This window comes from Reyranella soli (genome assembly GCF_007992495.1).
GTDB lineage: Bacteria > Pseudomonadota > Alphaproteobacteria > Reyranellales > Reyranellaceae > Reyranella > Reyranella soli.
The window spans coordinates 67,235-89,794 of sequence record NZ_BKAJ01000004.1 but is presented as its reverse complement, the minus strand read 5'-3'; the positions used below and the strand labels follow the sequence as shown (position 1 = coordinate 89,794).

The 22,560-nt window shown below is 65.8% G+C and carries 21 protein-coding genes; 9 read left to right on the top strand and 12 right to left on the bottom strand.

What is annotated here, in order from left to right; translation table 11 throughout:
- Positions 1-67: 67 nt before the first annotated feature.
- The 5 genes from RSO01_RS01085 to RSO01_RS01065 all read right to left on the bottom strand — a co-directional run bounded on the left by RSO01_RS01085 (position 68) and on the right by RSO01_RS01065 (position 5,824).
- Positions 68-1,081, bottom strand: coding sequence for an ABC transporter ATP-binding protein (locus RSO01_RS01085; protein WP_147145287.1), 1,014 nt, complete (start codon positions 1,079-1,081; stop codon positions 68-70).
- Positions 1,078-1,989: an ABC transporter ATP-binding protein gene (locus RSO01_RS01080; RefSeq protein ID WP_147145691.1), complete on the bottom strand. Its 912-nt coding sequence runs from the start codon at positions 1,987-1,989 to the stop codon at positions 1,078-1,080. The genes RSO01_RS01085 and RSO01_RS01080 overlap by 4 nt, the downstream gene beginning before the upstream one ends.
- 89 nt (positions 1,990-2,078) lie before the next feature.
- Entirely contained in the window at positions 2,079-3,041 is a 963-nt protein-coding gene (locus tag RSO01_RS01075; RefSeq protein ID WP_147145285.1) for an ABC transporter permease, read from the bottom strand.
- Entirely contained in the window at positions 3,007-3,969 is a 963-nt protein-coding gene (locus tag RSO01_RS01070) for an ABC transporter permease (protein WP_246157930.1), read from the bottom strand. Before RSO01_RS01070 ends, RSO01_RS01075 begins: the two co-directional genes overlap by 35 nt.
- A 64-nt stretch (positions 3,970-4,033) precedes the next feature.
- Positions 4,034-5,824, bottom strand: coding sequence for a peptide ABC transporter substrate-binding protein (locus tag RSO01_RS01065; protein WP_147145283.1), 1,791 nt, complete (start codon positions 5,822-5,824; stop codon positions 4,034-4,036).
- 214 nt (positions 5,825-6,038) lie between these two features.
- Here RSO01_RS01065 and RSO01_RS01060 point away from each other — a divergent pair, with 214 nt between their 5' ends.
- Both RSO01_RS01060 and RSO01_RS01055 read left to right on the top strand, forming a co-directional pair.
- Positions 6,039-6,797 (top strand): glucose 1-dehydrogenase, encoded by a 759-nt coding sequence (locus RSO01_RS01060; protein ID WP_147145281.1) that lies wholly within the window; start codon positions 6,039-6,041, stop codon positions 6,795-6,797.
- A 13-nt stretch (positions 6,798-6,810) separates the two neighbouring features.
- Positions 6,811-7,419: an NUDIX hydrolase gene (locus RSO01_RS01055; protein ID WP_147145279.1), complete on the top strand. Its 609-nt coding sequence runs from the start codon at positions 6,811-6,813 to the stop codon at positions 7,417-7,419.
- A 48-nt stretch (positions 7,420-7,467) separates the two neighbouring features.
- Here RSO01_RS01055 and RSO01_RS01050 read toward each other — a convergent pair whose 3' ends face one another.
- Positions 7,468-8,247: an SDR family NAD(P)-dependent oxidoreductase gene (locus RSO01_RS01050; protein WP_147145277.1), complete on the bottom strand. Its 780-nt coding sequence runs from the start codon at positions 8,245-8,247 to the stop codon at positions 7,468-7,470.
- Between the two features lie 92 nt (positions 8,248-8,339).
- Between RSO01_RS01050 and RSO01_RS01045 the strand changes: the two genes are divergently transcribed.
- The 6 genes from RSO01_RS01045 (at position 8,340) to RSO01_RS01020 (ending at position 13,785) form a co-directional block, all read left to right on the top strand.
- Positions 8,340-8,888 carry a TetR/AcrR family transcriptional regulator gene (locus RSO01_RS01045; protein WP_147145275.1) on the top strand — a complete coding sequence of 183 codons (549 nt, stop codon included), beginning with the start codon at positions 8,340-8,342 and terminating at the stop codon, positions 8,886-8,888.
- A gap of 121 nt (positions 8,889-9,009) precedes the next feature.
- Positions 9,010-9,399: a DUF2946 family protein gene (locus tag RSO01_RS01040; protein WP_147145273.1), complete on the top strand. Its 390-nt coding sequence runs from the start codon at positions 9,010-9,012 to the stop codon at positions 9,397-9,399.
- A gap of 64 nt (positions 9,400-9,463) precedes the next feature.
- Positions 9,464-11,638, top strand: coding sequence for a TonB-dependent receptor (locus RSO01_RS01035; RefSeq protein ID WP_147145271.1), 2,175 nt, complete (start codon positions 9,464-9,466; stop codon positions 11,636-11,638).
- Entirely contained in the window at positions 11,638-12,819 is a 1,182-nt protein-coding gene (locus tag RSO01_RS01030) for a sialidase family protein (RefSeq protein ID WP_147145269.1), read from the top strand. The genes RSO01_RS01035 and RSO01_RS01030 overlap by 1 nt, the downstream gene beginning before the upstream one ends.
- Positions 12,816-13,301, top strand: a complete 486-nt coding sequence (locus RSO01_RS01025; protein ID WP_147145267.1) for a TlpA family protein disulfide reductase — start codon at positions 12,816-12,818, stop codon at positions 13,299-13,301. The genes RSO01_RS01030 and RSO01_RS01025 overlap by 4 nt, the downstream gene beginning before the upstream one ends.
- A gap of 10 nt (positions 13,302-13,311) precedes the next feature.
- Positions 13,312-13,785 (top strand): copper chaperone PCu(A)C, encoded by a 474-nt coding sequence (locus RSO01_RS01020; protein WP_147145266.1) that lies wholly within the window; start codon positions 13,312-13,314, stop codon positions 13,783-13,785.
- A 111-nt stretch (positions 13,786-13,896) separates the two neighbouring features.
- Here RSO01_RS01020 and RSO01_RS01015 read toward each other — a convergent pair whose 3' ends face one another.
- Both RSO01_RS01015 and RSO01_RS01010 read right to left on the bottom strand, forming a co-directional pair.
- Entirely contained in the window at positions 13,897-14,115 is a 219-nt protein-coding gene (locus RSO01_RS01015; protein ID WP_174825906.1) for a hypothetical protein, read from the bottom strand.
- A gap of 9 nt (positions 14,116-14,124) precedes the next feature.
- The gene (locus RSO01_RS01010) at positions 14,125-16,863 is read right to left on the bottom strand and encodes an MGH1-like glycoside hydrolase domain-containing protein (protein ID WP_147145264.1); all 2,739 of its coding nucleotides are present in this window, start codon (positions 16,861-16,863) and stop codon (positions 14,125-14,127) included.
- Between the two features lie 412 nt (positions 16,864-17,275).
- Here RSO01_RS01010 and glgA point away from each other — a divergent pair, with 412 nt between their 5' ends.
- On the top strand, positions 17,276-18,766 hold the full coding sequence (gene glgA / locus RSO01_RS01005; RefSeq protein ID WP_147145262.1) for a glycogen synthase GlgA: 1,491 nt from the start codon (positions 17,276-17,278) through the stop codon (positions 18,764-18,766).
- 207 nt (positions 18,767-18,973) lie between these two features.
- On the opposite strand, the gene RSO01_RS01000 is transcribed toward glgA, so the two are convergent.
- The 4 genes from RSO01_RS01000 to RSO01_RS00985 form a co-directional block, all read right to left on the bottom strand.
- Positions 18,974-19,369: an MAPEG family protein gene (locus RSO01_RS01000; protein WP_147145260.1), complete on the bottom strand. Its 396-nt coding sequence runs from the start codon at positions 19,367-19,369 to the stop codon at positions 18,974-18,976.
- A 22-nt stretch (positions 19,370-19,391) separates the two neighbouring features.
- On the bottom strand, positions 19,392-20,030 hold the full coding sequence (gene upp, locus RSO01_RS00995) for a uracil phosphoribosyltransferase (protein ID WP_147145258.1): 639 nt from the start codon (positions 20,028-20,030) through the stop codon (positions 19,392-19,394).
- Between the two features lie 117 nt (positions 20,031-20,147).
- Positions 20,148-21,296 carry a URC4/urg3 family protein gene (locus tag RSO01_RS00990; protein WP_147145256.1) on the bottom strand — a complete coding sequence of 383 codons (1,149 nt, stop codon included), beginning with the start codon at positions 21,294-21,296 and terminating at the stop codon, positions 20,148-20,150.
- On the bottom strand, positions 21,293-22,546 hold the full coding sequence (locus RSO01_RS00985; protein ID WP_373867860.1) for a GTP cyclohydrolase II: 1,254 nt from the start codon (positions 22,544-22,546) through the stop codon (positions 21,293-21,295). The genes RSO01_RS00990 and RSO01_RS00985 overlap by 4 nt, the downstream gene beginning before the upstream one ends.
- Between the last annotated feature and the right edge of the window lie 14 nt (positions 22,547-22,560).

The following is a 22,560-nucleotide window of genomic DNA, read 5'->3' as shown; positions in this document are numbered from 1 at the left end:
AGCTCGCTCAAGAATCATGAGCGAGCCGGAGGCTCGCGGTCCGGAAGACCATGACGCCTCGCTGGCACTAACCTCTGTAGTGACAGGACACCCAGTGCCCCGGCTTGCTCTCGCGCAGCTCGGGGACGCGCTGGGCGCAGTCGGGCTTGGCGATGGGGCAGCGGGTGTGGAAGTGGCAGCCGGATGGCGGCCGGATCGGGTTCGGCACGTCGCCCTGCAGCATGATGCGCTTGCGCTTCACCGTCGGGTCGGGGATCGGCACGGCCGACAGCAGCGCCTCGGTGTAGGGGTGCAGCGGGTTGTCGTAGAGCTCGCGCGAGGGTGCGATCTCGACGACGCGGCCGAGATACATCACCGCCACGCGCGTCGAGATGTGCTCGACCACGCTCAAGTCATGGGCGATGAACAGGTAGGTGAGGCCGAACTGCTCCTGCAGGTCCTCCAGCAGGTTGATCACCTGCGCCTGGATCGACACGTCGAGCGCCGACACCGGCTCGTCGCAGACGATCAGCTTGGGCTCGACAGCGAGCGCGCGGGCGATGCCGATGCGCTGGCGCTGGCCGCCCGAGAACTCGTGCGGGAAGCGGTGCATGTGGTCGGGCTGCAGGCCTACCGTCTCGAGAAGCTGCACGACGCGGTCTTCCATCGCCTTCTGCGTCGGCGCGAGCTTATGGATGGTGAGCGCCTCGCCGATGATCGCCCCCACCTTCAGCCGCGGGTTCAGCGACGCATAGGGATCCTGGAAGATGATCTGCATGTCGCGGCGCAGCGCCTGCAGCGCGCCGTGATCCATCTTGGTGACATCGTTGCCCTGGAACCAGACCTCGCCCGAGCTGGGCTCGATCAGGCGCAGGATGCAGCGGCCGGTCGTCGACTTGCCGCAGCCCGATTCGCCTACCAGCCCCAGGGTCTCGCCTTTGCCGATCTCGAAGCTGACGCCGTCGACGGCATGAACCTGGTCGACGGTGCGCGATAGGATGCCGCCCTTGATCGCGAAGCGCTTGCGCAGGTCGCGGACCTTGAGGAGTTCCTCGGCGGGAGCGCCAGGGACGATGGGAGCGACGATGGGAGGGGCGTTCATAGCACGCACGCCACGCGATGGCCGGGCGCCACTTCCTTGAGCGGCGGGATGCCCTGGGTACAGATGTCCATGGCATACTTGCAGCGCGCCGCGAAGCGGCAGCCAGCCGGCGGGTTGAGCAGGCTCGGCACGGTGCCCTGGATCGATTCCAGCCGCGCCTGGCGGCTCACCGCACGATCGATTCGCGGGATCGAGCGGATCAGGCCCTGGGTGTAAGGATGCCGCGGATCGCTGAACAATGCCTCGACCGGTGCCTCTTCGACGACCTTGCCGGCATACATCACCGTCACCCGCTGGCAGGTCTCGGCGACCACGCCCATGGCATGGGTGATCAGCATGATCGCCATGCCGAACTTCTCCTTCATCTCCTGCATCAGCTCCAGGATCTGCGCCTGGATGGTGACGTCGAGCGCGGTCGTCGGCTCGTCGGCGATCAGGAGCTTGGGCTGGCAGGAGAGCGCCATGGCGATCATGACGCGCTGGCGCATGCCGCCGGAGAACTGGTGCGGATAATCGTGCACGCGCTTCTGCGGGTTGGGGATGTTGACCAGCCTCAGCATCTCGGCGGCGCCGGCCATCGCCTGCCTGGGCGACAGCTTCTGGTGCAGCGCGATCACCTCGGCGATCTGGTCGCCCACGGTGTAGACCGGGTTCAGCGAGGTCATCGGCTCCTGGAAGATGATGGCGATCTCGCGGGCGCGGATCCGGTTCATCTCGGCCTGCTCGAGCGGGATCAGGTCCCTGCCCTGCCACAGGATCTGGCCCGCCTCGAAGCGGCCCGGCGGCATGTCTATGAGCTTGAGGACCGAGCGCGCCGTGACGGTCTTGCCGCAGCCCGATTCGCCCACCACGCCCACGGTCTCGCCGCGGTCGATGTGCAGGTCGACGCCGTCGACGGCGCGAACCATCCCATCCTCGGTCTTGAACCAGGTTTTCAGACCACGGATGTCCAACAAGGTGTCTGGCACGAAAGTGTCTGGCACGCTGGCGCTTGCTCCTAGAGGACGCGGCGCGGATCGAAGGCGTCGCGCAGCCCGTCGCCGATGAAGTTGATGGCGAGTACGGTGAGGAAGATGGCGGCGCCCGGGAACAAGGCCCAGTGGGCGGCGATATCGAGATAGTCCTTGGCATCGCGCAGCATCGAGCCCCAGGTCGGGACGTCGGACGGGAAGCCGAGGCCGAGGAACGACAGGGTCGATTCGAAGATGATGGCGGCGGCCACGTCGATCGTGCCGACCACGATCACCGGCCCCAGCGCATTGGGCAGGATGTGCTGCACAACCTGGCGGACCTTGGAAGCGCCGAGCGCACGGGCCGCCTCGACAAACTCCTTTTCACGCAAGCTGAGGAACTGCGCGCGCACCAGGCGCGCCACCGGCATCCAGCGCAGGGCGCCGATCACCACCACGATGAGGATGAAGGCCCCGCCCTCGACGCCCATCACCTTCTTCATGCTGTCGCGGAACAGGTACATCACCAGCAGCAGCACCGGCAGCGTCGGCAGCGCCAGGAAGAGATCGGTGAGCCACATCAGGAAGGCGTCGACCCAGCCGCTCGACATGCCGGCGACCGAGCCAACCAGCACGCCGACGGTCAGCGCCACCAGCATCGCGGCGAAGCCCACCGCAAGCGAGATGCGGCCGCCGTACATCATGCGGGCCAGCAGGTCCTGGCCGAGATCGTCGGTACCCAGCGGATGGGCGAGCGAGGGGCCCTGCAGCTTGGCGGCGAAGTCGATGTCGTTGATCGCCACCGGCCAGAGGTAGGGCCCGACCAGCACGGCCAGCACCAGGATCAGGAGCACAACGGCCCCCGTCACCGCCAGCACATGGCGGCGGAAACGGCGCCAGGTTTCGAGCGCCGGCGAGATCGAGCGCGCCTTGCGCGCCTGCGCGGCGGCGACCGCTGGTGCCTGGACAGGCGCTTCAGCGGAAAGAGATGCGGGGGTCGAGCCAGCCATAGAGGATGTCTGCGATGAGGTTGAAGAGGACGACGAGACAGGCGAACACGAAGGTGACGCCCATCACGACGGGAGTGTCGTTGGCAAGGATCGCCGCGATCAGCAGCGAGCCGATGCCCGGTACGCGGAAAATCTGCTCCGTGACGATGGCACCACCGAACACGGCCGGCAGCTGCAACGCGATCAGCGTAACCACCGGGATCAGGGCGTTGCGCACCACGTGCCTGACGATGACCTTGCGCTCGCCGATGCCCTTGGAGCGCGCCGTCGTCACGTAGTCGAGGCGGATCACGTCGAGCACGGATGAGCGCATGAAGCGCACAAGCGTTCCGGCCTGGGCAAGACCCAGCACAACGACCGGCATGATCGACTGTTTGATGTGCTCCGCGTAGAAGGCCCAGCCCGTGGCGTTAATGTCGGCACGGTAGACGAACGGCAGCCAGTCGAGCTGGATCGAAAACACCAGGATCAGCACAAGCCCGGTGAAGAAGGTCGGCAGCGAAAAGCCGATCATGGCGAAGGTGCTGGCGATCTGATCGAAGATCGAATAGGGGCGGACGGCGGCCAGCACGCCGACCGGAATGGCGACCGAGATGGCGAGGATCTGCGAGGCGCCGACCACGATCAAGGTCACCGGCAGGCGTTGCAGGATCAGCTTGTCGACGTCAATGCGGCTCTGGAAGGAGAAGCCCCAGTCGCCCTGCATCATGGCGGCGAACCAGTGCAGGTAGCGCTGCCATACCGGATCATCGAGGCCGAACTTGGCGCGCAGCGCCATGCGGACCTCGGGCGGAATGGCGGGATTGGTCGCCAGTTCCTCGAAGGGATCGCCCGGCGCCATGGCGAGGATGCCGAACAGGATGACGCTGATCCCGAGCAGGCTGGGGATGGCGATCAGCAGGCGGCGGATGATGTACTGGCGGTTCACGAGATGTCTCTCGGGACAATATGCAATTCCGGGGCCGAAGCCCCGGAACCGCAACGTTCAGCGATCACGCGTCTTTATACCAGTCGGACAGGTCCCACGTATTGTTGTCCCAGCCGCTGATCGAGGCATTCAGCTTCGTCCCGGTGGCGGCGACGCCGGGGCGCATGACAACGGGGATGACCACGTAGTTGTTGATCACCATGTTGTTGGCCTCGATGAACATCGCGGCGCGCTTGACCGGGTCGACCTCCGATTGGGCGGCCTTGTAGTTGTCGTCGTATTCCTTGTTCTGCCAGCGCGTGATGTTGCGGCCCTGCCACTTGTTCTCCTTGGTGGCGGCTTCATACGAGGCGAACTGGACCATGAACACTTCCGGGTCCGGCTGCGACATGGTCGTCGTGTACATCTGAATGTCGCAGTAGAACTTGGTGTAGGTGTCCGGGTTGGCGACATCGGACGAGAAGAACACCGACGCCGTCACCGACTTCAGCTCGATGTCGATGCCGGCCTTCTGCGCGGCCTGCTTGATGATCGCCTGCGTCTTCTGGCGCGGCTGGTTGATCGAGGTCTGGTAGACGAACTTCAGCTTCTTGCCGTCCTTCTCGCGGATGCCGTCGCCGCCCTTCTTCCAGCCGGCCTTTTCAAGGACCTCGTTGGCCTTGTCGACGCTGAACTCGTACTTGGTCGTCTTGGAGACGAAGCGCGCCGGGTTGTTGACGAAGTTCGCCGTGGCGGGGCCGGTACGGCCGTAGATGTGCTTCTCGATCGAATCCTTGTCGACCAACAGCGAGATGGCCTGGCGCACCGCCGGGTCGGAAAGCGTCGGATGCTTGGTCTTGAGGCTGGCGCGCTCGCCGTCGACCTCGGTCCAGGGATCGGTGAAGTTGAGCTGGATGTGCTCGATGTTGCCGCCCGGCGAGATCTCGACCTTGCCCTTGCCGCCCTTCTCGAGGCGCGCCAGGATTTCGTCCTCGACCTGCAGGTTCCAGGCGAAGTCGTACTCGCCCGACTGCAGCACCGCCCGCGCCGCGGAGACCGCATCGCCGCCGCCCTTCATCTCGATGGCGTCGAAGTAGGGCTTGTTGTTCTCGTAGTAGTTCGGGTTGATCACGCCGGACACCATGTCGCCCGGCTTGAAGTCCTTGAACATGTAGGGCCCGGTGCCGACCGGCTTCAGGTTGGTCGGCGCTTCGCGCGACTTAGCGCCGATGTAATCGGCGAACAGATGCTTGGGAATGATCATGCCGCGCGTGCCGACGAAGGCGTCGGCCCAGAACGGCGTCGCCTTGGCGAACTTCACCATCACCGAGTACTGGTCGATCTTCTCGACCACGCACTCGTTGTAGGAGGCTGCGGTCGTGGCGGCGGTCGCCGGGTCCTTGGCGTATTCCCAGTTGAAGACGACGTCGTCGGCGGTGAACGGCTTGCCGTCGTGCCAGGTGACGTTCTGCTTCAGCTTCCACACCACCGACTTGCCGTCGGCGGCGAGCGTGCCGTCCTCGCGGCCCGGGATCGAGGCGGCGAGCTTGGGTTTCAGGTTGCCGTCGGGATCCCACGCGGCCAGCGGATCGTAGAAGAGGCGGCTGCCATCCTGGTCCTTGGTGCCGACAGCGAAGTGCGGATTGAGCAGAGTCGGGCCCTGCCACCACAGCACCTTCAGAAGGCCGCCGCCGCCGCGCTTCGCAGGTTTGTACTGAGACTTCGGCTGCGCGTGCGCCACGCCCGCGATTGCCAGCAACTGCGTTGCCATCGGTGCGGTCAGGCCGACCGCCAGCATCCTTTGCGCAAAGCCTCGTCGTGAAAGCTTCCCATGCTTCACGGCGCCGATCAGGCGGCGCAGTTCTTGTTCGTTCATGACTCGCTCCCTTAAACCCCTTCTCGTCATTCCCTGCGACGCTCTCGCTATCCTGCAAGATGCGTGCAAGTCTCAATCAGAACAGGACGCAACGGCCCCGTCAATGACGGCCGTTGTCGTTAAGGAGGGGAGATGGCTTGGCTCTATCTTGTATTGGCGGGAATTTGCGAGATCGGCCGGCCGGTCAAGCTTGCGTGAAGAAGGAGCACGAATCATGCGTATGAAGGACAAGGTGGCCCTGGTGAGCGGCGCAGCGGGCGGCATGGGGGCGGCGACCGCCCGCCTGTTCGCCCGCGAGGGCGCCAAGGCCGTGGTGGTGGCCGACCTGTTGGACAAGGAGGGCGAAGCGGTCGTCGCCGACATCAAGAAGGCAGGCGGCACCGCCACCTACATGCATCTCGACGTCACCGACGAAGGCCAGTGGAAATCGGTGGTCGACAAGACCGTGTCGGCTCATGGCGGGCTCAACGTGCTCGTGAACAACGCCGGCATCTCGGGTTCGGCCGAGCAGGACCTCTACGACACGGCGGCCTGGAACCGGCTGATGGGCATCAACGCCACCGGCGTGTTCCTCGGGATGAAGTACGGCATCGCCGCCATGAAAAAAGCCGGCAACGGCGGATCGGTGATCAACCTGTCGTCGATCTCCGGCATCGTCGGCCAGGGTTACATCCATGTCGGCTACAATGCCTCCAAGGGCGCCGTGCGGCTGATCACCAAGGCGGCGGCAGCACAGCACGGCCGCGATCGCATCCGCGTCAACTCGGTCCATCCCGGCCTGATGCCGCCGATGCGCACCTCGGGCCGCACCGCCGACCCCGAGACGCGCGCCAAGACGCTGAAGGGCGTGCCGATGGGCCGCGCCGGCGAGGTCGACGAGGTGGCCTACGCCATCCTGTTCCTGGCATCGGACGAATCGTCCTACGTCACGGGGGCGGAGATTGTGGTCGACGGCGGCTGGACGGCTGTCTGATGATGGGCGTCTGATGGCTGATCCGAAGAAGCCTGCCACGACCATCGCGCCGTGGCAGGTGCTGGGCTCGAAGTACTCCTATCGCGACCGCTGGCTGGCGGTGCGCAGCGACACGGTGCGCGTGCCCAACGGCACGATCCTGTCGCCCTACCACACCATCGAATTCCCCGAGTGGATCTGCGCGATCGCGCTCACGCCGGAGCGCGAGATCGTGCTGATCGAGGAGTATCGCCACGGCATCGAGCGCAACTCCTTCGAGCTGCCCTGCGGCACGCCCGACCATGAAAGCGAAAGCGTGCTGGACGCGACCAAGCGCGAGCTGCGCGAGGAGACGGGTTACGCCGCCGAGGAATGGCACGCTCTGGGCTCGTCGACGGCCAACACGGCGCGCCAGAACAACCGCGTCCATGCCTTCTTGGCGCTCGATGCCCGCAAGATCGCCGAGCCGGAGCTGGATGCCGGCGAGATGATCAGCACCCACCTCGTGCCATGGGAGCGCTTCCTGGCCGACCTCGCCGACGGTCGGCTGGAGATTCCGGGCCTGCACCTCGCCGCGCTGTGGCAGCTTCGGGTGTTCGCCCGCCAGACACGCGATCCGCGGCTGTTGGCGCTGGGTCTCTAGTCTTCTGATGGGACCGCGGGCTTGGAGGCCTGTGGTCCCAGAAGACTCCTAAGCGCGATAGCGGGCCGCGGCGTGGGACTGGCGGAAGTTGGGCAGCATCGCCATCCGGGCGCCGGAGAAGGCATCCCACTGCGCGGCGTCGGGCAGCGGCGGGATGGTCACCGGCTCGCGCCGGTCGAAGCCGACAAGGGCCGCATCGACCAGCTCGTCGACCTCCATGACACCCGGGATGGTATTCACATCTCGGCCGGCATGCGTCCAGATCTCGGTGCGCGTGGCGCCAGGCAGCACGGCCTGGACATAGACGCCGCGTGGCCCGAGCTCTCCCTGCAGCGACTGCGACAGGGTCAGCACGAAGGCTTTCGTGGCCGGATAGATGCCGGGGAATATTTCCGGTGCGAGCGCCAATACCGACGCCACGTTGACGATGGCGCCCTCACCCTCTGCGGCAAACCGCGGCGCCACGGCGGCGGCGAGCCGCGTGACGGCGGTGACGTTGAGGCGGATGAGTCTGTCCAACGAGTCGAGGTCGGGATTGCTGAAGCCACCGGGCACCGTCGTGCCGGCATTGTTGATCAGGATGCCAATCCGGCTGTCTTCCTGCAGGCGCAACTCGACATTGCTGCGGTCGGCGGAGTCGGTGAGGTCGGCCGGCAGCACTTCGGCGGCGACGCCAGTCTCGCTCTTAAGCCGGGCGGCCAGCGCGTCGAGCTTGGCCTTGTCACGGGCCACCAGGACGAGATCGTGGCCGCGACGGGCGAGCCGGTCGGCATAGACGGCGCCGATGCCCGTGGAGGCCCCGGTGACGAGGGCGGTGCGGTTGGCCATTGCGAACTCCTTGTTTGAATGACGATCGTCATATATTTACTTTGATGACGATCGTCATATATAATTTCGACAGGCATCGGTGAGGTAATTTCATGCGGGTCAGCCGGCAGAAGGCGATGGAGAATCGCCAGCTCATCGTCGACGCAGCGTCGCGCCTGTTCCGCGACGAGGGCTTCGACGGCGTCGGCGTCGACGCCATCATGAAGGAGGCCGAGCTGACCCACGGTGGCTTCTACGGCCACTTCGCGTCGAAGGACGCGCTGATGGCCGAGGCGATGGCCCATGCCGTCGAGCGCAGCACGGCGTGGCAGGAGCGGCTCGAGAGCCTCCCTGAGCTCGTGGCCGCCTACCTGTCGGACCGCCATCGCACCGACAGGGCTAACGGCTGCGTCGTGGCGGCGCTCGGCGCCGATGCGGCCCGGCAGAGCCCGGGGCTGCGCAAGGCAATCACCGCAGGGATACGCCAGCAGCTCGACCGCATCGTCTCCCTGCTGAAGCGCGGCACCCCGGCAGCCCGCCGGCGCCACGCTATTGCGACCTACGCCGGCATGGTCGGCGCACTCACATTGGCGCGCGCCGTCGACGATCCGGCGCTGGCGCGGGAAATCCTTACCGTGGCAAGGGACGCTTTCGGCAAATAAAGCTCCGCTGTCATCCCGAGCGAAGCGAGGGACCTTTCCTGTTGCCTCAAAGGCCCCTCGCTTCGCTCGGGGTGACAAGACGTCCCTTTTCACCGAGCTTCGATTGGTGCCTACTGACGCCATGAATCGCAGACGCTCCGACCAGGGCTGGCGCGCGGCGGCATTGGCCGCGGCGCTGTTTGCGATCACGCTGAATTTCCTGCAGCCGCTGGCTCATGCCGCCCTGATGCGCAGCGGCGCGCCGGGCAACTGGGCTGCGATGTGCCTGCCGAGTATGCAGCAGGCCGGCTCCCAGCAGGGCGACGAGCAGCGTCCGGCCAAAGCCAGCACGTCGCACGAATGCTGCCTGGGCCTGGCCCATGCGACGACCCTCGCCGCGCCGTCGACGACATTCGTTTCCGTCGACCGTCCGGCAACGACTGTCCGTCCGCTCGAGACAGCCGAGGCGCAGACGCCCGTCGGCATCCGCGACGGGCCCAGCCAACCGCGAGCGCCACCCCTCCCCGTCTGACGCCTGAAACCGCGACGCACTTGGCCGTGCGTCGCGTTCGTTCGTCTTTTGGGGAGTTTTGTTCATGTTTACCGTTCGCGCGGCGACGTTCGCCGCATGTGCGGGCCTGGCGCTGATCCCAGCGCTGGCCAAGGCGCAGGACACGCCGCCGCCCGCCCAACCCGCGCAGCAGGCGCCCGTCAGCCTGCCGCCCATCACCGTCAGCGCCGGCCGCGGCTCGGCGCTCGACAAGCTCGACGTCAGCACCACGCTGATGACGCGCGAGCAGATCCAGGCGCTGCCCGAGACCGGCGTCGACCAGATCGTCAACCGCATCCCGGGCGTCTGGCTGCCCAACATCCCGACCGGCCAGCTCCATCCGACGGCGCAGCCGGTCAATATCCGCGGCTTCGGCACCAGCACGACCATCAACACCCTGGTGATGGTCGACGGCGTGCCGATCAACGATCCCTACTTCCGCACCATCAACTGGAGCACCATCCCCAAGAACTCGGTCGAGCGCATCGAGGTAATCAGGGGTGGCGGCGCCACCAGCCTGTGGGGCAACATGGCGATGGGCGGCGTGATCAACATCATCACCCGCGAACCCAACCGGACGGGAGCGTCGGCCGACGCCAGCTACGGCAGCTACAACACCTCGACCGCCGAAGCGGCCGGCAGCTATGTCGTCAACGACAAGGTCAAGGTCGGGGCAAGCTACAACCACGCCCAGAGCTCGGGCTATAACCTCACCCCCGCGCAGTACCAGAACGTCAATCTGGTGCCGACCGCGTCGAAGGCCGACAACCTTGCCGCCAGCGTCTTCATGACGCCGACCGACAAGCTGAAGCTCTTCGCCAAGGCCTACTGGAACCAGACCTATGAGGACGGCCTGGTCTGGACCTTCGCCCACAACAACTGGTCGACCTATCGCCTGCTGATGGGGGCCGCCTACCAGATCGACGAGCAATCCTCGATCAACGCCAGCGCCTGGGTGGCCAGCGGCTCGTTCGGCACCATCAACGTGGCGAGCGGCTCTTACACCCTGAACAACATCAACGCGACCAACCAGTTCGTCAGCCAGATCGAGGCTTCGCCCAGCGCCGACCAGGGCGGCTCGATCTTCTACGAGGCGAACGTCGGCCCGCTGCGCGACGTCAAAATCGGCGTCGACGGCCGTCGCACGCTGATCACTGACTACAACAGCCTCTATGCCAGCGCGGTCGCGAATCCTACGGCGTTCGTCACCAACGGCGAGCACCGCTTCCAGGGCGTGTTCGGGCAGGGCACGTACCGCTTCACCGGTGTGCCGGTCGACATCACCGTCGGCCTGCGTGGCGACTTCTGGCAGGCGCTGAATGCCAGCGTGCTCACCCAGAACTCGAGCACGCTGAACGTGGTGCCCAACACCAGCGCCTCGAGCTTCGATCCGCGAGTCGGCTTCAAGTTCTACGCCAGCGACGAGGTGACGCTGCGCGGCGCGATCTACCGCAACTTCTCGGCGCCGGGCATGAACCAGATGTACCGCAGCTTCGCCAGCGGCACGTCCTTCACGGCGACGAATCCCAACCTGCAGCCGATGACCAATTTCGGCCAGGAGGTTGGTCTCGACTTCGAATGGAAGGGCTTCACCCTGTCGGGCACCTACTTCAACAACAACCTGAACAACTTCATCGACTTCGTGACGGTGTGCAACACCAACCCGGTCTGCGCGGCGCCCTTCATCACGACGGCGGGGCTGAGCCCGGCCTTCACGACGATCCGCCAATACCAGAACGTCGGCAACGCCACCTTCCAGGGATTCGAGCTGATCGCCACCTGGCAGCCCTTCGAGCAACTCCGCTTGATGGGAAGCTTCACCAACACAGTCGCCTATCTCACCAGCTCGACCAATCCGGCGCTGGTGCGCACCGGCGTGCAGCTCGGCCAGGTGCCGAGCTATATGTTCACGGCCGGTGTCGAATGGCGCCCGATCGAGAACCTGGTCCTCACGGCCTCGATGAAATCCTTTCCGCCGTACTGGAACGACACCGGTCACACGCAGTTGAACGACGGCGCCACCCTGATCGACCTCGGAGCGCGCTGGTCGCCTGCCAAGGACGTCGACATTTATGCCAGTATCCAGAATCTGACGAACGTCCAGTTCCTGGCGTCGGGCTATACGCTGACGTCGTTCGAAGGGTCGACCGTGAGTACGACGTCCATCCCGCAGCTCGGCATGCCGCTCACCGCCATCGCCGGCTTGAGAGTGAGGTTCTGATGCGTCCATTGCTTGCACTTGCCGCGCTCGTCCTGTTCGGGTCCACCGCCGCTGCCCAGCATCAGCACGGCAAGCCCGGCAGCATACTGGAAGCGTTCACCGCCACGCCGGCCTTTGGGCCGGATGGCGCGCTCTGGGTCGTGCGGCCCAACATCGACCGCGTCGTCGTGCAGCGCTCGGCTGACCTCGGCAAGACGTTCGACGCACCGGTCACGGTGACGCCCGATCCCATGAACCTCGACTGGGGACCCGATGCGCGGGCGCGCATCGTCGTCGATCCCAAAGGCCAGCTCGTCGTCACGTTCGGCACTTTCCAGGACAAGAACTTCAATGGCCGCGCCTATTTCGCCCGCTCGAGCGACGGCGGCGCCTCCTTCACCAAGCCGCGTCCGATCACAGCCGACACGACCAGCCAGCGCTTCGAGGTCGCGGGCGTCGATCCTGACGGCCGCGTCTTCGCGGCCTGGCTCGACAAGCGCAACGTCGCCAAGGCGCGTGCCGCCGGCAAAGCCTATGACGGCGCGGCTCTCGCCTATGCCTGGGAAGACGGCGATGCGGATTTCGGCAACACCGCCATCGCCCTCGACAACACCTGCGAATGCTGCCGGCTGGGGCTCGCCTTCGCCGGCGCCGGCCGGCCAGCCGTGGTGTTCCGCAACATCTTCCCGGGCTCGGTCCGCGATCATGGCGTGATCACGTTCCGCGATCCCGCGACGCCTGGACCGGTGCGCCGCGTCAGCGTCGATGACTGGAAGATCGAGGCCTGCCCGCACCATGGCCCGAGTCTGGCGATCGCGCCTGACGGCTCGTACCACGTCGCCTGGTTTACCGACGGCAGTGTGCGCAAGGGCCTGTTCTATGCCCGAGCCGATTCCGGCGACGCTCCCTACTCCCAGCCGCGGCCGCTATCAGCGGCGAATCGCCAGCCGTCACGGCCCTATCTCCTGGCCAACGGCCCGGCGCTGCATCTCGTGTGGAAGGAGTTCGACGGCGACAAGGTGGCGGTGCGCTGGCAGGTGAGCCACGACAGCGGTCGTCAATGGAGCGCACCGCGCACCGTGGCCGAGACGGCGGACGCCTCCGATCATCCTCTGCTCGTCGCCGACAAGCAGCGCGCCTACCTGTCGTGGCTGACCAAGAACGAAGGCTACCGCCTGATCCCGCTGGGAGACCAGCCATGAGACTGTCCCTCTTCCTCGCCCTGCTGCTCGGCCTCGCGACGGTCGGCCCGGCCAAGGCTGATCCGCTGCCTTTCGAACGCGGAAGCTGGGCCAAGCTCAGCGCGGCCCATGCCGGGCAGCCGACCGTGATCCACTTCTGGGGGCTGACCTGCGCGCCCTGTCTGGTCGAGATGCCGCAATGGGCGGCGCTCAAGAAGGCCCGGCCCGACATGCGCCTGGTGTTGGTCGCCGCCGACCCTGTGCCGCAGGATCCCGAGCGTCTCGACGCGACCCTGGCGCGTTTCGGTCTCGACAAGGCCGAGAGCTGGTCCTTCACCGACCGCTTCTACGAACGCCTGCGCTACGAGATCGATCCGGCGTGGGCCGGCGAACTGCCGCGCACCGTGATGATCGACCGCGACGGCAAGGCGACGGTGCTGCCCGGCGTCGCCGACCTCGCCCAGGTCCGCCAATGGCTCGATGCCCAATCCAAGTCTCATTGAGGAGCCTGTCATGTTCATCCGATTGCTTTCGCTCACCGCCGCGGTGGCTGTACTCGCCACGCCGGCGTGGGCGGCCGACTACAAGCTCGGCTCGCTCGAGATCGACCAGCCGTGGACACGCGCCACCCCACCCACCGCCAAGGCCGGCGGCGGCTTCGTCACCATCACCAACAAGGGCACGACGCCCGACCGGCTGATCGCGGTGCGCAGCGCCGCCTCGGACAAGGTCGAGATCCATGAAATGAAGATGGACGGCAACGTCATGCGCATGCGCGAGCTCGACAAGGGCGTCGAGATCCCGCCCGGCGCCACCGTGGCGCTGAAGCCCGGCGGCTATCACATCATGTTCATGGAGCTGAAGGCGCCCTTCGCCAAGGACGCCAAGGTGCCGGTGACGCTGGTCTTCGAGAAGGCCGGCAGCATCGATGTCGCGATGGCTGTGCAGGGGATGGGCGCGGCGGCACCCGACCAACCGAAGCACTGAGAGGCGCGCGGGCAGCGACAAGTCGCCGTGCCATTTTTCATGCGTCTTTCATGCTCGCAGCTCAGAGCCGGCGATGTCGTCGTCGCGCAGGTCGGGCAGCGGCTCCTGAACTCACAGCGCCACCCGAGATGCGCGCGCGAGACCACCTGCGCCGCCGGCCCGTTTGCCAGACGCTGCGGAACCAGAGCCTGCTGAACCCGAGCCGCGCCGGTCGAGCTCGGCGTCGGGCAGATCGTCCAGAGTCCCGCGTCTGCCCAACGTGCGCGAGAGCTCGGTCAGCCAGACGCGGGTGTTGATCTGGTAGCGCGCCGGGTAGCGTGGATCGGGCATGGCCGCTCCTCAGCCCGTTCTCACCGGCTCGCCGCCGACCTGTTCCCGAACGACCCTGGCAAGGATGCTGCCGCGCTCGACCTCGAGCAGCGACCTGGCGTCGACCCGGGCGAACAGATCCAGCAAGGGGGCGACCAAGGCGGTCCATCCCGTCTGGTGACTGGCACCAAGGCCGGCGCCGTTGTCGCCGTGGAAGTACTCGTAGAACAGGATGAGGTCGCGCCAGTGGGGATCATCCTGGAACTGGGCCGTTCCGCCGTAGACCGGCCGCCTCCCGTCGGCGTCACGCAGGAAGGTGCTCGTCAATCGGCGGACGATCTCCTGCGCCACTTCGAACAAGGTCATCTGCCGCCCCGAGCCGGTCGGACACTCGACTTTGAACTCATCGCCATAGAAGGCGTACAGGTTCACCAGCGCCCGCACGATCAGCGTGTTGACCGGCATCCACACCGGTCCGCGCCAGTTGGAGTTGCCGCCGAACATGCCGGTGTCCGATTCGGCGGGCAGGTACTGCACCTTGTACTCCTGGCCATCGACATGGAACTCGAACGGATTTTCCAGGTGATAGCGCGAGAGCGAGCGGATGCCGTGCGGCCCGAGAAACTCCTTCTCGTCGAGCAGGTAGCCAAGCACGCGCTCGAGCTTCCGGCGGTTGAGGATCGACAACAGCCTGCGCCCGTTGTGACCGATGAAGCCCGCTTCCGTCGGCGCCACCTGGGATACCAACTCCGGATTGCGATCCCGGAACAGCGCGACCATCGCCATCAGCTTGGGAAAGCGCTTGATGACGTCGGGCTCGATCACCGCCGAGGCGCAGAGCGGCAGCAGGCCGACCAGGGACCGCACCTTCAAACGCATCGCCCGGCCGTCAGGCAGTCGCAGCAGGTCGTAGAAGAAGCCGTCCTCTTCGTCCCACATCTCGTCGTGCTGCTCTCCGCGACGATCCATGGCGTAGGCGATCCACATGAAGTGCTGGACGAACTTGAAGGCGAGCTCCTCGTAGACCGTGTCGGTCTCGGCGAGGATGAGGGCGATCTCCAGCATGCACTGGCAGTAGAACGCCATCCACGCGGTGCCGTCGGCCTGCTCCAGTGAGCCGCCGGTCGGCAACGGCGCGCTGCGGTCGAAGATTCCGATGTTGTCGAGCCCGAGGAAACCGCCGGCGAAGACGTTGCGCCCGGCCGGGTCCTTCCGGTTGACCCACCAGTTGAAGTTCTGAATCAGGCCGTGGAAAGAGTGTTCCAGGAACTTGAGATCCTCCCGGCCGAGCTGCTTCTCGTACCTGTAGAGCCACAGCGTCGCCCAGGCGTGCACCGGCGGATTGACGTCGCTGAAGTTCCATTCGTAGGCGGGGATCTGCCCGGTCGGGTGGAAGTACAGACCGCGCAGCATCAGCAGCAGCTGCTCCTTGGCGAAATCGAAATCCACCTGGGCCAACGCGATCGTATGGAAGGCAAGGTCCCACGCCGCGTACCAGGGATATTCCCACTTGTCGGGCATGGAGATCACGTCGGCATTGAGCATGTGGAACCATTCCGTGTTCCGCACGCCGCGGACGGCGGTCTCCTGCAAAGGATGGCTGTGGTGCTCCCGCAGCCAGCGCTCGAGGTCGAAGTAGTAGTATTGCTTGCCCCACAGCACGCCAGCGATCGCTTGGCGATGGACGCGACGCTGATCCTCGGTGAGGGACCGCGGCACAATCCGCTGATAGAACTCATCGGCGTCGGCGATGCGGCTCGCAGCGACCTTTTCGAAATCGCCGAAGGCATCGTCCATCCTGCTGGCCGACAGGCGAAGGCGGACCGTCGTGCTGGCGCCCGCCGGCAGCTCGAGGGCATAGTGGGCGGCCGCCTTGGTCCCGGTCCTGGCGGGATTCACTGCCTCGGCTTGTCGCGAGATGACCCAGGCGTGGAAGGCGTCCTTGACGTACGGCGAGGCGTTCGGCTGATCCCAGAGCCGCCGCGCATTGCTCTCGTTCTCGGTGAAGAGCAGCTCCGGCGCGCCGTCGCAGTGCAGCCAGTACTCGCCGAGATCAGGGTGCGTCGCCTGAAGGAGACCCGGCGCCGCCTCCCGCAGCGACGGTTTGCGTGCATCCTCGCCCCACGACCAGGTGTTGCGGAACCACAGGGTCGGCAGGACGCGCAGGCGGGCCAGCTCGGGCCCGCGATTGTGGACGGTGATGCAGACCAGCACGTCCTCCGGACCTGCCTTGGCGTACTCGACGAAGACGTCGAAGTAGCGGTCGCCGTCGAAGATGCCGGTATCGAGAAGCTCGTACTCGAACTCCTTGCGCGATCGGCCCCGGTTCGTCTCGACCAGGTCGCGATAGGGAAACTCGCGTTGCGGGTACTTGTACAGGTATTTCATGTACGAGTGCGTGGGCGTGCTATCGAGGTAGAAGTAGTACTCCTTCACATCCTCGCCGTGATTGCCCTCGCTGTTGGTGAGCCCGAACAGGCGCTCCTTCAGTATCGGGTCGCGCTCGTTCCACAACGCCAGCGCGAAACACAACCGCTGCCTGTCGTCGCACAATCCGCCGAGCCCATCCTCGCCCCACCGGTAGGCTCGCGAACGTGCCTGGTCGTGGGTGAAGTAGTTCCAGGCGTCACCGTTCTCGCTGTAGTCCTCTCGGACCGTGCCCCACTGCCTCTCACTGAGATACGGTCCCCATTTCTTCCATGGGACCTGCGCCTCGCGCGCTGCGTTCAAACGCGCCTGTTCCGCCACATCGACGATCGCAGGGTCCATGCTTGCCTCCGCACCGCATGCGGTCAACCGGGGTCGAGGCAACGCTCGCCGGACCGCTCCCTCGTCCTAACATTCGGCGCGGCGGGCGAACATGGTCATTCCCACCAATGCTTTCCGGCACGATGCCGGCCGTCGCTGGTGAGACTGATTGTCAACGACTTGTAACAGGAATCGCCACCGATGCCTGATCTAATGTGAAGCGCAAGAGCACCGGGCCAGGATGAGCTGCATTTGGCGCATGAATTGCATTGGTGTCCAAGAGCAAGCCGTGCGCGTCGTCACGATCGCACCGCACAATCTCCAGTCGTTCATGACCTGGCGCTCGACATGACCGTGGGTTGGCGATGATGGCTCTGGAATATAAGGGACGAAACGCCAGGCGGCACCGACGCATTGGCGGCACGAGTGACACATGAAGGTCCTGTTCGTCACCAGCGAGTTTGCGGACTTCACCAAAGCGGGTGGGTTGGGCGAAGTTGCGGCGTCTCTCCCGCGCGCCCTCAAGCGTGGCGGCACCGATATTCGCATCCTTCTGCCCGCCTATCCGGAGGTGATTGCGAAAGCGGGCACCATCTCGATCATCGCAAGCCTGCCGGGGCGTGCGGAGATAGAGCCGTGTTTCCTCGGCGAAGTTCGGACGCCAGACGGCTTGATCTTGTACCTCGTGCTCGCGCCGTCGCTCTATCAGCGCGGCGGAACGCCCTATGGCGGCCCGCACGCCGGCGACTGGCCCGACAACGACCTGCGCTTCGCCCGTCTCGCCCTCGCTGCGGCGGAGATCGCCAAGGGGCAGTGTGCCGGGCTTGCCTGGAAGCCCAACCTGCTGCATGTCAACGACTGGCCGGGAGGCCTCGCGCCGGCCTACCTGCGCTGGGATGGTGCGTCGCTGCCAACGGTCTTCACCATCCACAACATCGCTTACCAGGGCGTCTTCAACAGGGATCGCCTGCACGGCTTGGGCATCCCCGAGGCCGCGTTCCATATGCACGGCGTCGAATTCTACAACCGCTTGTCCTTCCTGAAGGCGGGCGTCTTCTATTCCGACGAAGTGACGACCGTGAGCCCGACTTACGCGCGCGAAATCACCACAGAGGCGCTCGGGTGGGGCCTGCATGGCCTCATGCAGACGATTGCCGCCGACGGCCGCCTGGTCGGCATCCTGAACGGCCTCGACGACAGCTGGGACCCGAGCTCCGATCCACAGCTGCCGGACCACTTCGATAGCCAGGATCTTTCGGGCAAGCGGGCGTTGGCCAACCTCGTGCGCACCGGGCTCTGCCTGAAGCCCTCCGATGGCCCGCTGTTCGGCATCGTGTCGCGTCTGGTGCACCAGAAGGGGCTGGACATGGTGTCCGACGTGGCGGAGGCCATCGTGCAGCAAGGCGGCCAATTCGCGATCCTGGGCCTCGGCGATCCGCAAACGGAACTCTTGCTGGGCCGATTGGCGCGCGGCCAGCACGACCACATCGCCTTCCTGAACGGCTTCAACGAGGCGATGGCTCGCCGGATCCTCGGTGCAAGCGACTTCTGCCTCATGCCGTCGCGATTCGAGCCCTGCGGACTGGTGCAGATGCAGGCGCAGCGCTATGGCGCCCTGCCAATAGCGCGCGCAACGGGAGGGCTCGCCGACACGATTGAGGACGACGCCACCGGGTTCCTGTTCACCGAGTGCTCGGCCGCCGGACTCCATGCGGCCTGCCAGCGCGCCTTGAGAGCCTATGGCGATCCGGTCGTGTTTGAGAACATGCGTCGAGCCGCGATGTGCCGGCGCTTTTCGTGGTCAACCGCAGCCGAGCAGTATGAGGCGCTTTATCGCCGATCGATCGGCCGACCGGTGTCCGATACAGCTGCGCTACAGCGGTTACGGCATTCACCGAGCTCTGAACTTCGCGCGGTAGCCTAGACGCGCAGAATGGGCGCCTCCATGATCGTTGGGCCAGGTCTCGCCACCCACCGACCAGGGCCCAACTCTTGGCGAACGCGGCGCTGCTTCTATCCGAAGCAAAGAGTTCAACGGGTCCCTGGCGCCGCCGGACTCGCACCGAGCGCATGAGTAGCGCATCATCTCACGTCGATCGTGCGGCTTCGAAGTGTGCCGGGCGATCAAGCCCTACATCGCCTGCAGGAGCACCCAGGCGATCATGGCCATGCCGATCACCGACACGAACCAGGCGAGCGTACGCAGCCAGGGGATGCCGGCCACGTAGATCACGGCATAGGCGAGACGCGCCCAGAAGAAGATCATGGCGCCCATGGCCGTGGTGGCGTTGGCCTTGCCCGCCGCCGCCACAATCAGGACCAGGGCCGCGAACAGTACCAGGTTTTCGATCATGTTGAGATGGGCGCGGCGCGCGCGGCCGGCCCATCCGCCATACTCGGGCAGGCTCTCGCGATTGCCGGCCAAGGTCGGCAGGCCGACGAGTTGATTGGCGCCGGTCGCGGCGATCAGGACCTGCACGAAGCACAGGATGGTCGAGAACAGAAGGTACTTGAGGTCGGGTGACATAGGCGTTTTCTCCCCTGTCGCTTTATTTGGTCCCGAACAGGCGGTCGCCCGCATCGCCCAGGCCGGGGACAATATACCCGTGATCGTTGAGCTTGGCATCGATCGCCGCCGCGAACACCGGCACGTCGGGATGGACCTCGGCGAAGGCGCGCGCGCCCTGCTCGGAGCCCAGCACGCAGATGAACTTGATGCGCTTGGCGCCCGACTCCTTCAGGCGATCGACGGCGGCGATGGCGGAGTGCGCCGTCGCCAGCATGGGATCGCAGACAATGACGTCACGGTCGGAGATGTCCTGCGGGATCTTGAAGTAGTACTCGACCGCCTGCAGCGTCTTGGGATCGCGGTAGAGGCCGACATGGCCGACGCGCGCCAACGGCACGAGATCGATGATGCCCTCGGCAAGCCCCAGCCCTGCCCGCAGGATCGGCACGATCACCAGCTTCTTGCCCTCGAGCAGCGGCGCCTTCATCGCCTCGATGGGTGTCGTGATGTCGCGCTCGACCAGCGGCAGGTCGCGGGTGGCGTCGTAGCCCAGCAGCAGGCCGATCTCGCGCAGCAGGCGGCGGAAGTTGGTGCTCGACGTTTCCTTGTCGCGCATCTTGCTGAGCTTGTGCTGCACCAGCGGATGGGTGACGACGTGGATCGAATGCGGCAACGACATCTCAATATCTCCCCAAATAATCCTGTCATCCCGAGCGCAGCGAGGGACCTTTAAGGCCACGAGGAACGGTCCCTCGCTGCGCTCGGGATGACAACGGCGCTCTCTCGACGAACTGACTCAAAACACGGTGCCGTCGCTCACGATGGCGATCGGCGGGCCGCCGCCGGGACGGCGTTCCGCGGCAAGCACGCGGCCGGCGAACCAGGTGCCGGCCTCCAGGACTTTCACCAGCGGCAGGCGCGTGGCATCGAGGCCGAGATGGCCGCGCACGTGCTGCGCGATGCGATCGAGCAGCGCCACTGTAAGCGCCCGCCATTCGACGATCGGCTCGTCGCCAACGGCATAGGCCTTCTCCAGCAGCGCCCTCTGCTTGGGGCGCAGCGCCCCGGCATCGACCAGCAGGCCGCCGTTGCGGTATTCGGGCAGGCCGGTCAGCTCATCGAGAGCCACGACCTTGAGGCCCGCGCCTTCCAGCGGCTCGACCAGGGAATAGGACAGCCACTGCGACAGCTTGTGGAACGGCACCCAGCCGATGGCCGCGTGCTGCCAGACGTCGCCCATGGGCAGCGGCCAGATCGGCGACAGCTTGTCGAGTACGGCGGCCAGGATGCTCGCCGCCTTCACTTCGGGGCGCGCCACGATGTCGAACAAGTCGCCCGGCCGTGACAGGCCGATGCCGCCCAGCTTGCGCAAAAGCTCGGCGCGGCCCTCCAGGCCGGTCAGCGGATTGTGCGCCTTCACCTGGAAGCCCATGGCGATGTCCATCGGCGTCAACGTGGCCAGCCGCTCGGCATCGACGCGCAATGGATCGCCCTTGGCGTCGCGGCTGAAGGCGCCGTTGGCGAACATGTGGAAGCTCGCCACGCCCAGCCCTTCTGAGCGCGCATAGGTCTCGCCGGTGCCTGGCTCGCGATACGACCAGGTCGGACCCGCGCCGGCATCGAGCAGCACCGACACCACGGCGAGGTCCATGCGCCGGCGCGCGACCTCCTCCTTGGGCAATCCGGACAGCCGCTCCGCGAGCGCCTGCCAGCGGTCGCGGCCGCCGGCCTCGAAATGCCGCCAGCGCGAATGGAACGGGATCGCGGCCGGATTGGCGAAGCGCTGCCGCGTCACCGCGAGCGTCGCCTGGACAGCGGCCTCGAGCCCGTTGGGATCAACCGAGAACCAGGCCGATCGCCCGTCCTCGGCATATTTCAGCATCGCCTCCGCCCGCTCGCGGATTGCCGCGGGCGTGCGCAGGTACGCAAGCTCGGCGGGGTTCACTCGTTGAGACCCCGTCCCTTCGCCTTGGCGAGCTCGGCCGTCTCCGGCTTCTTGGACGTGAAGTAGCCAGCGGCTTTCTTGGCATCCATCTCGACCTGGGCATCAGCGGGGATCAGCTCATCGGGGATCGCCACCTGCTCGACGATCTCGATACCCTGCTCCCGGAGCGCATCGGACTTCATGTTGCTCATCGACGCGAAGCGGTCGATGCGGGCGATGCCCAGCCAATGGAACACGTCGGGCATCAGCTCCTGGAGGCGCATGTCCTGCACACCGGCCACGCATTCGGTGCGATTGAAGTACTGCGCCGCAGAATCGCCGCCGGGCTGGCGCTTGCGCGCGTTATAGACCAGGAATTTGGTGACCTCGCCCAGCGCGCGGCCTTCCTTGCGATTGTAGATGACGACGCCGACGCCGCCCTTCTGCGCCATCTCGATGCAGATCTCGATGCCGTGCGCGAGATAAGGCCGGCAGGTGCAGATGTCGGAGCCGAACACGTCCGAGCCGTTGCACTCGTCGTGGAGACGGCAGGCAATCTTCGTATCAGGCTTGCCGAGCTTCGACACGTCGCCGAAGAAGTAGATCGTCGAACCGCCGATCGGCGGCAGGAACAGCTCCAGGTCGGGTCGCGTCACCAGCTCGGTGTACATGCCGCCGGTCTGCTCGAAGAGCGTGCGGCGCAGGTCGACCTCCCTGACGCCAAAGCGCTCGGCGATGCCGGGCAGCCACCACACCGGCTCGATCGCCGCCTTGGTGACCTTCACGTCGCCCGATCCGCTCAGGATGTCGTTGTCGGGCTTCAGCCGGCCGGCGGCCATGGCGTCCATGATCTCCGGCATGTTCACATGCGCCTTGGTGACCGCGATGGTCGGCCGGATGTCCCAACCGGCGGCCAGCTTGTCGGCGAACACCTCGGCCACCATGTGGCCCCACGGATCGAGCGACACGATCTTCTTGGGATCGAACCAGCTCTCGAACGGGCCGATCGGCTCGGCCGGCGAGGTGTTGGTGAAGTCCGGGCGATGGTCAGGCTTCAGTTCCTGTGCCGCGATCGCGAGCGCCCGGTAGATGCCGTAGGACCCGGAATGCACACCGATGGCATTGCGCTTGGCGGGATCACCCACGGTGCCCACGACGGGTCCGCGAAGTTTGGGATCGCGCGCACCCCAGATTATCGGGGGAGCCGCCTGGCCGCCCTGCGAGGGGTGGGTGTTCAGTCTGATGTGAGCCATGTGCTTTCCAGATGCCAAAAGCCGGGAAAGCG

Excerpts from the sequence above, each read along its gene's own strand:
- RSO01_RS01030 (WP_147145269.1), top strand. The coding sequence starts at position 11,638 with ATGCGTCCATTGCTTGCACTTGCCGCGCTCGTCCTGTTCGGGTCCACC.
- RSO01_RS01020 (WP_147145266.1), top strand. The coding sequence starts at position 13,312 with ATGTTCATCCGATTGCTTTCGCTCACCGCCGCGGTGGCTGTACTCGCC.
- glgA (WP_147145262.1), top strand. The coding sequence starts at position 17,276 with ATGAAGGTCCTGTTCGTCACCAGCGAGTTTGCGGACTTCACCAAAGCG.
- RSO01_RS01040 (WP_147145273.1), top strand. The coding sequence starts at position 9,010 with ATGAATCGCAGACGCTCCGACCAGGGCTGGCGCGCGGCGGCATTGGCC.
- RSO01_RS01000 (WP_147145260.1), bottom strand. The coding sequence starts at position 19,369 with ATGTCACCCGACCTCAAGTACCTTCTGTTCTCGACCATCCTGTGCTTC.
- RSO01_RS01085 (WP_147145287.1), bottom strand. The coding sequence starts at position 1,081 with ATGAACGCCCCTCCCATCGTCGCTCCCATCGTCCCTGGCGCTCCCGCC.
- RSO01_RS01025 (WP_147145267.1), top strand. The coding sequence starts at position 12,816 with ATGAGACTGTCCCTCTTCCTCGCCCTGCTGCTCGGCCTCGCGACGGTC.
- RSO01_RS01010 (WP_147145264.1), bottom strand. The coding sequence starts at position 16,863 with ATGGACCCTGCGATCGTCGATGTGGCGGAACAGGCGCGTTTGAACGCA.
- RSO01_RS01050 (WP_147145277.1), bottom strand. The coding sequence starts at position 8,247 with ATGGCCAACCGCACCGCCCTCGTCACCGGGGCCTCCACGGGCATCGGC.
- upp (WP_147145258.1), bottom strand. The coding sequence starts at position 20,030 with ATGTCGTTGCCGCATTCGATCCACGTCGTCACCCATCCGCTGGTGCAG.
- RSO01_RS01045 (WP_147145275.1), top strand. The coding sequence starts at position 8,340 with ATGCGGGTCAGCCGGCAGAAGGCGATGGAGAATCGCCAGCTCATCGTC.
- RSO01_RS01035 (WP_147145271.1), top strand. The coding sequence starts at position 9,464 with ATGTTTACCGTTCGCGCGGCGACGTTCGCCGCATGTGCGGGCCTGGCG.
- RSO01_RS01080 (WP_147145691.1), bottom strand. The coding sequence starts at position 1,989 with ATGGTTCGCGCCGTCGACGGCGTCGACCTGCACATCGACCGCGGCGAG.
- RSO01_RS01060 (WP_147145281.1), top strand. The coding sequence starts at position 6,039 with ATGCGTATGAAGGACAAGGTGGCCCTGGTGAGCGGCGCAGCGGGCGGC.
- RSO01_RS01075 (WP_147145285.1), bottom strand. The coding sequence starts at position 3,041 with ATGGCTGGCTCGACCCCCGCATCTCTTTCCGCTGAAGCGCCTGTCCAG.
- RSO01_RS01015 (WP_174825906.1), bottom strand. The coding sequence starts at position 14,115 with ATGCCCGATCCACGCTACCCGGCGCGCTACCAGATCAACACCCGCGTC.
- RSO01_RS01065 (WP_147145283.1), bottom strand. The coding sequence starts at position 5,824 with ATGAACGAACAAGAACTGCGCCGCCTGATCGGCGCCGTGAAGCATGGG.
- RSO01_RS01055 (WP_147145279.1), top strand. The coding sequence starts at position 6,811 with ATGGCTGATCCGAAGAAGCCTGCCACGACCATCGCGCCGTGGCAGGTG.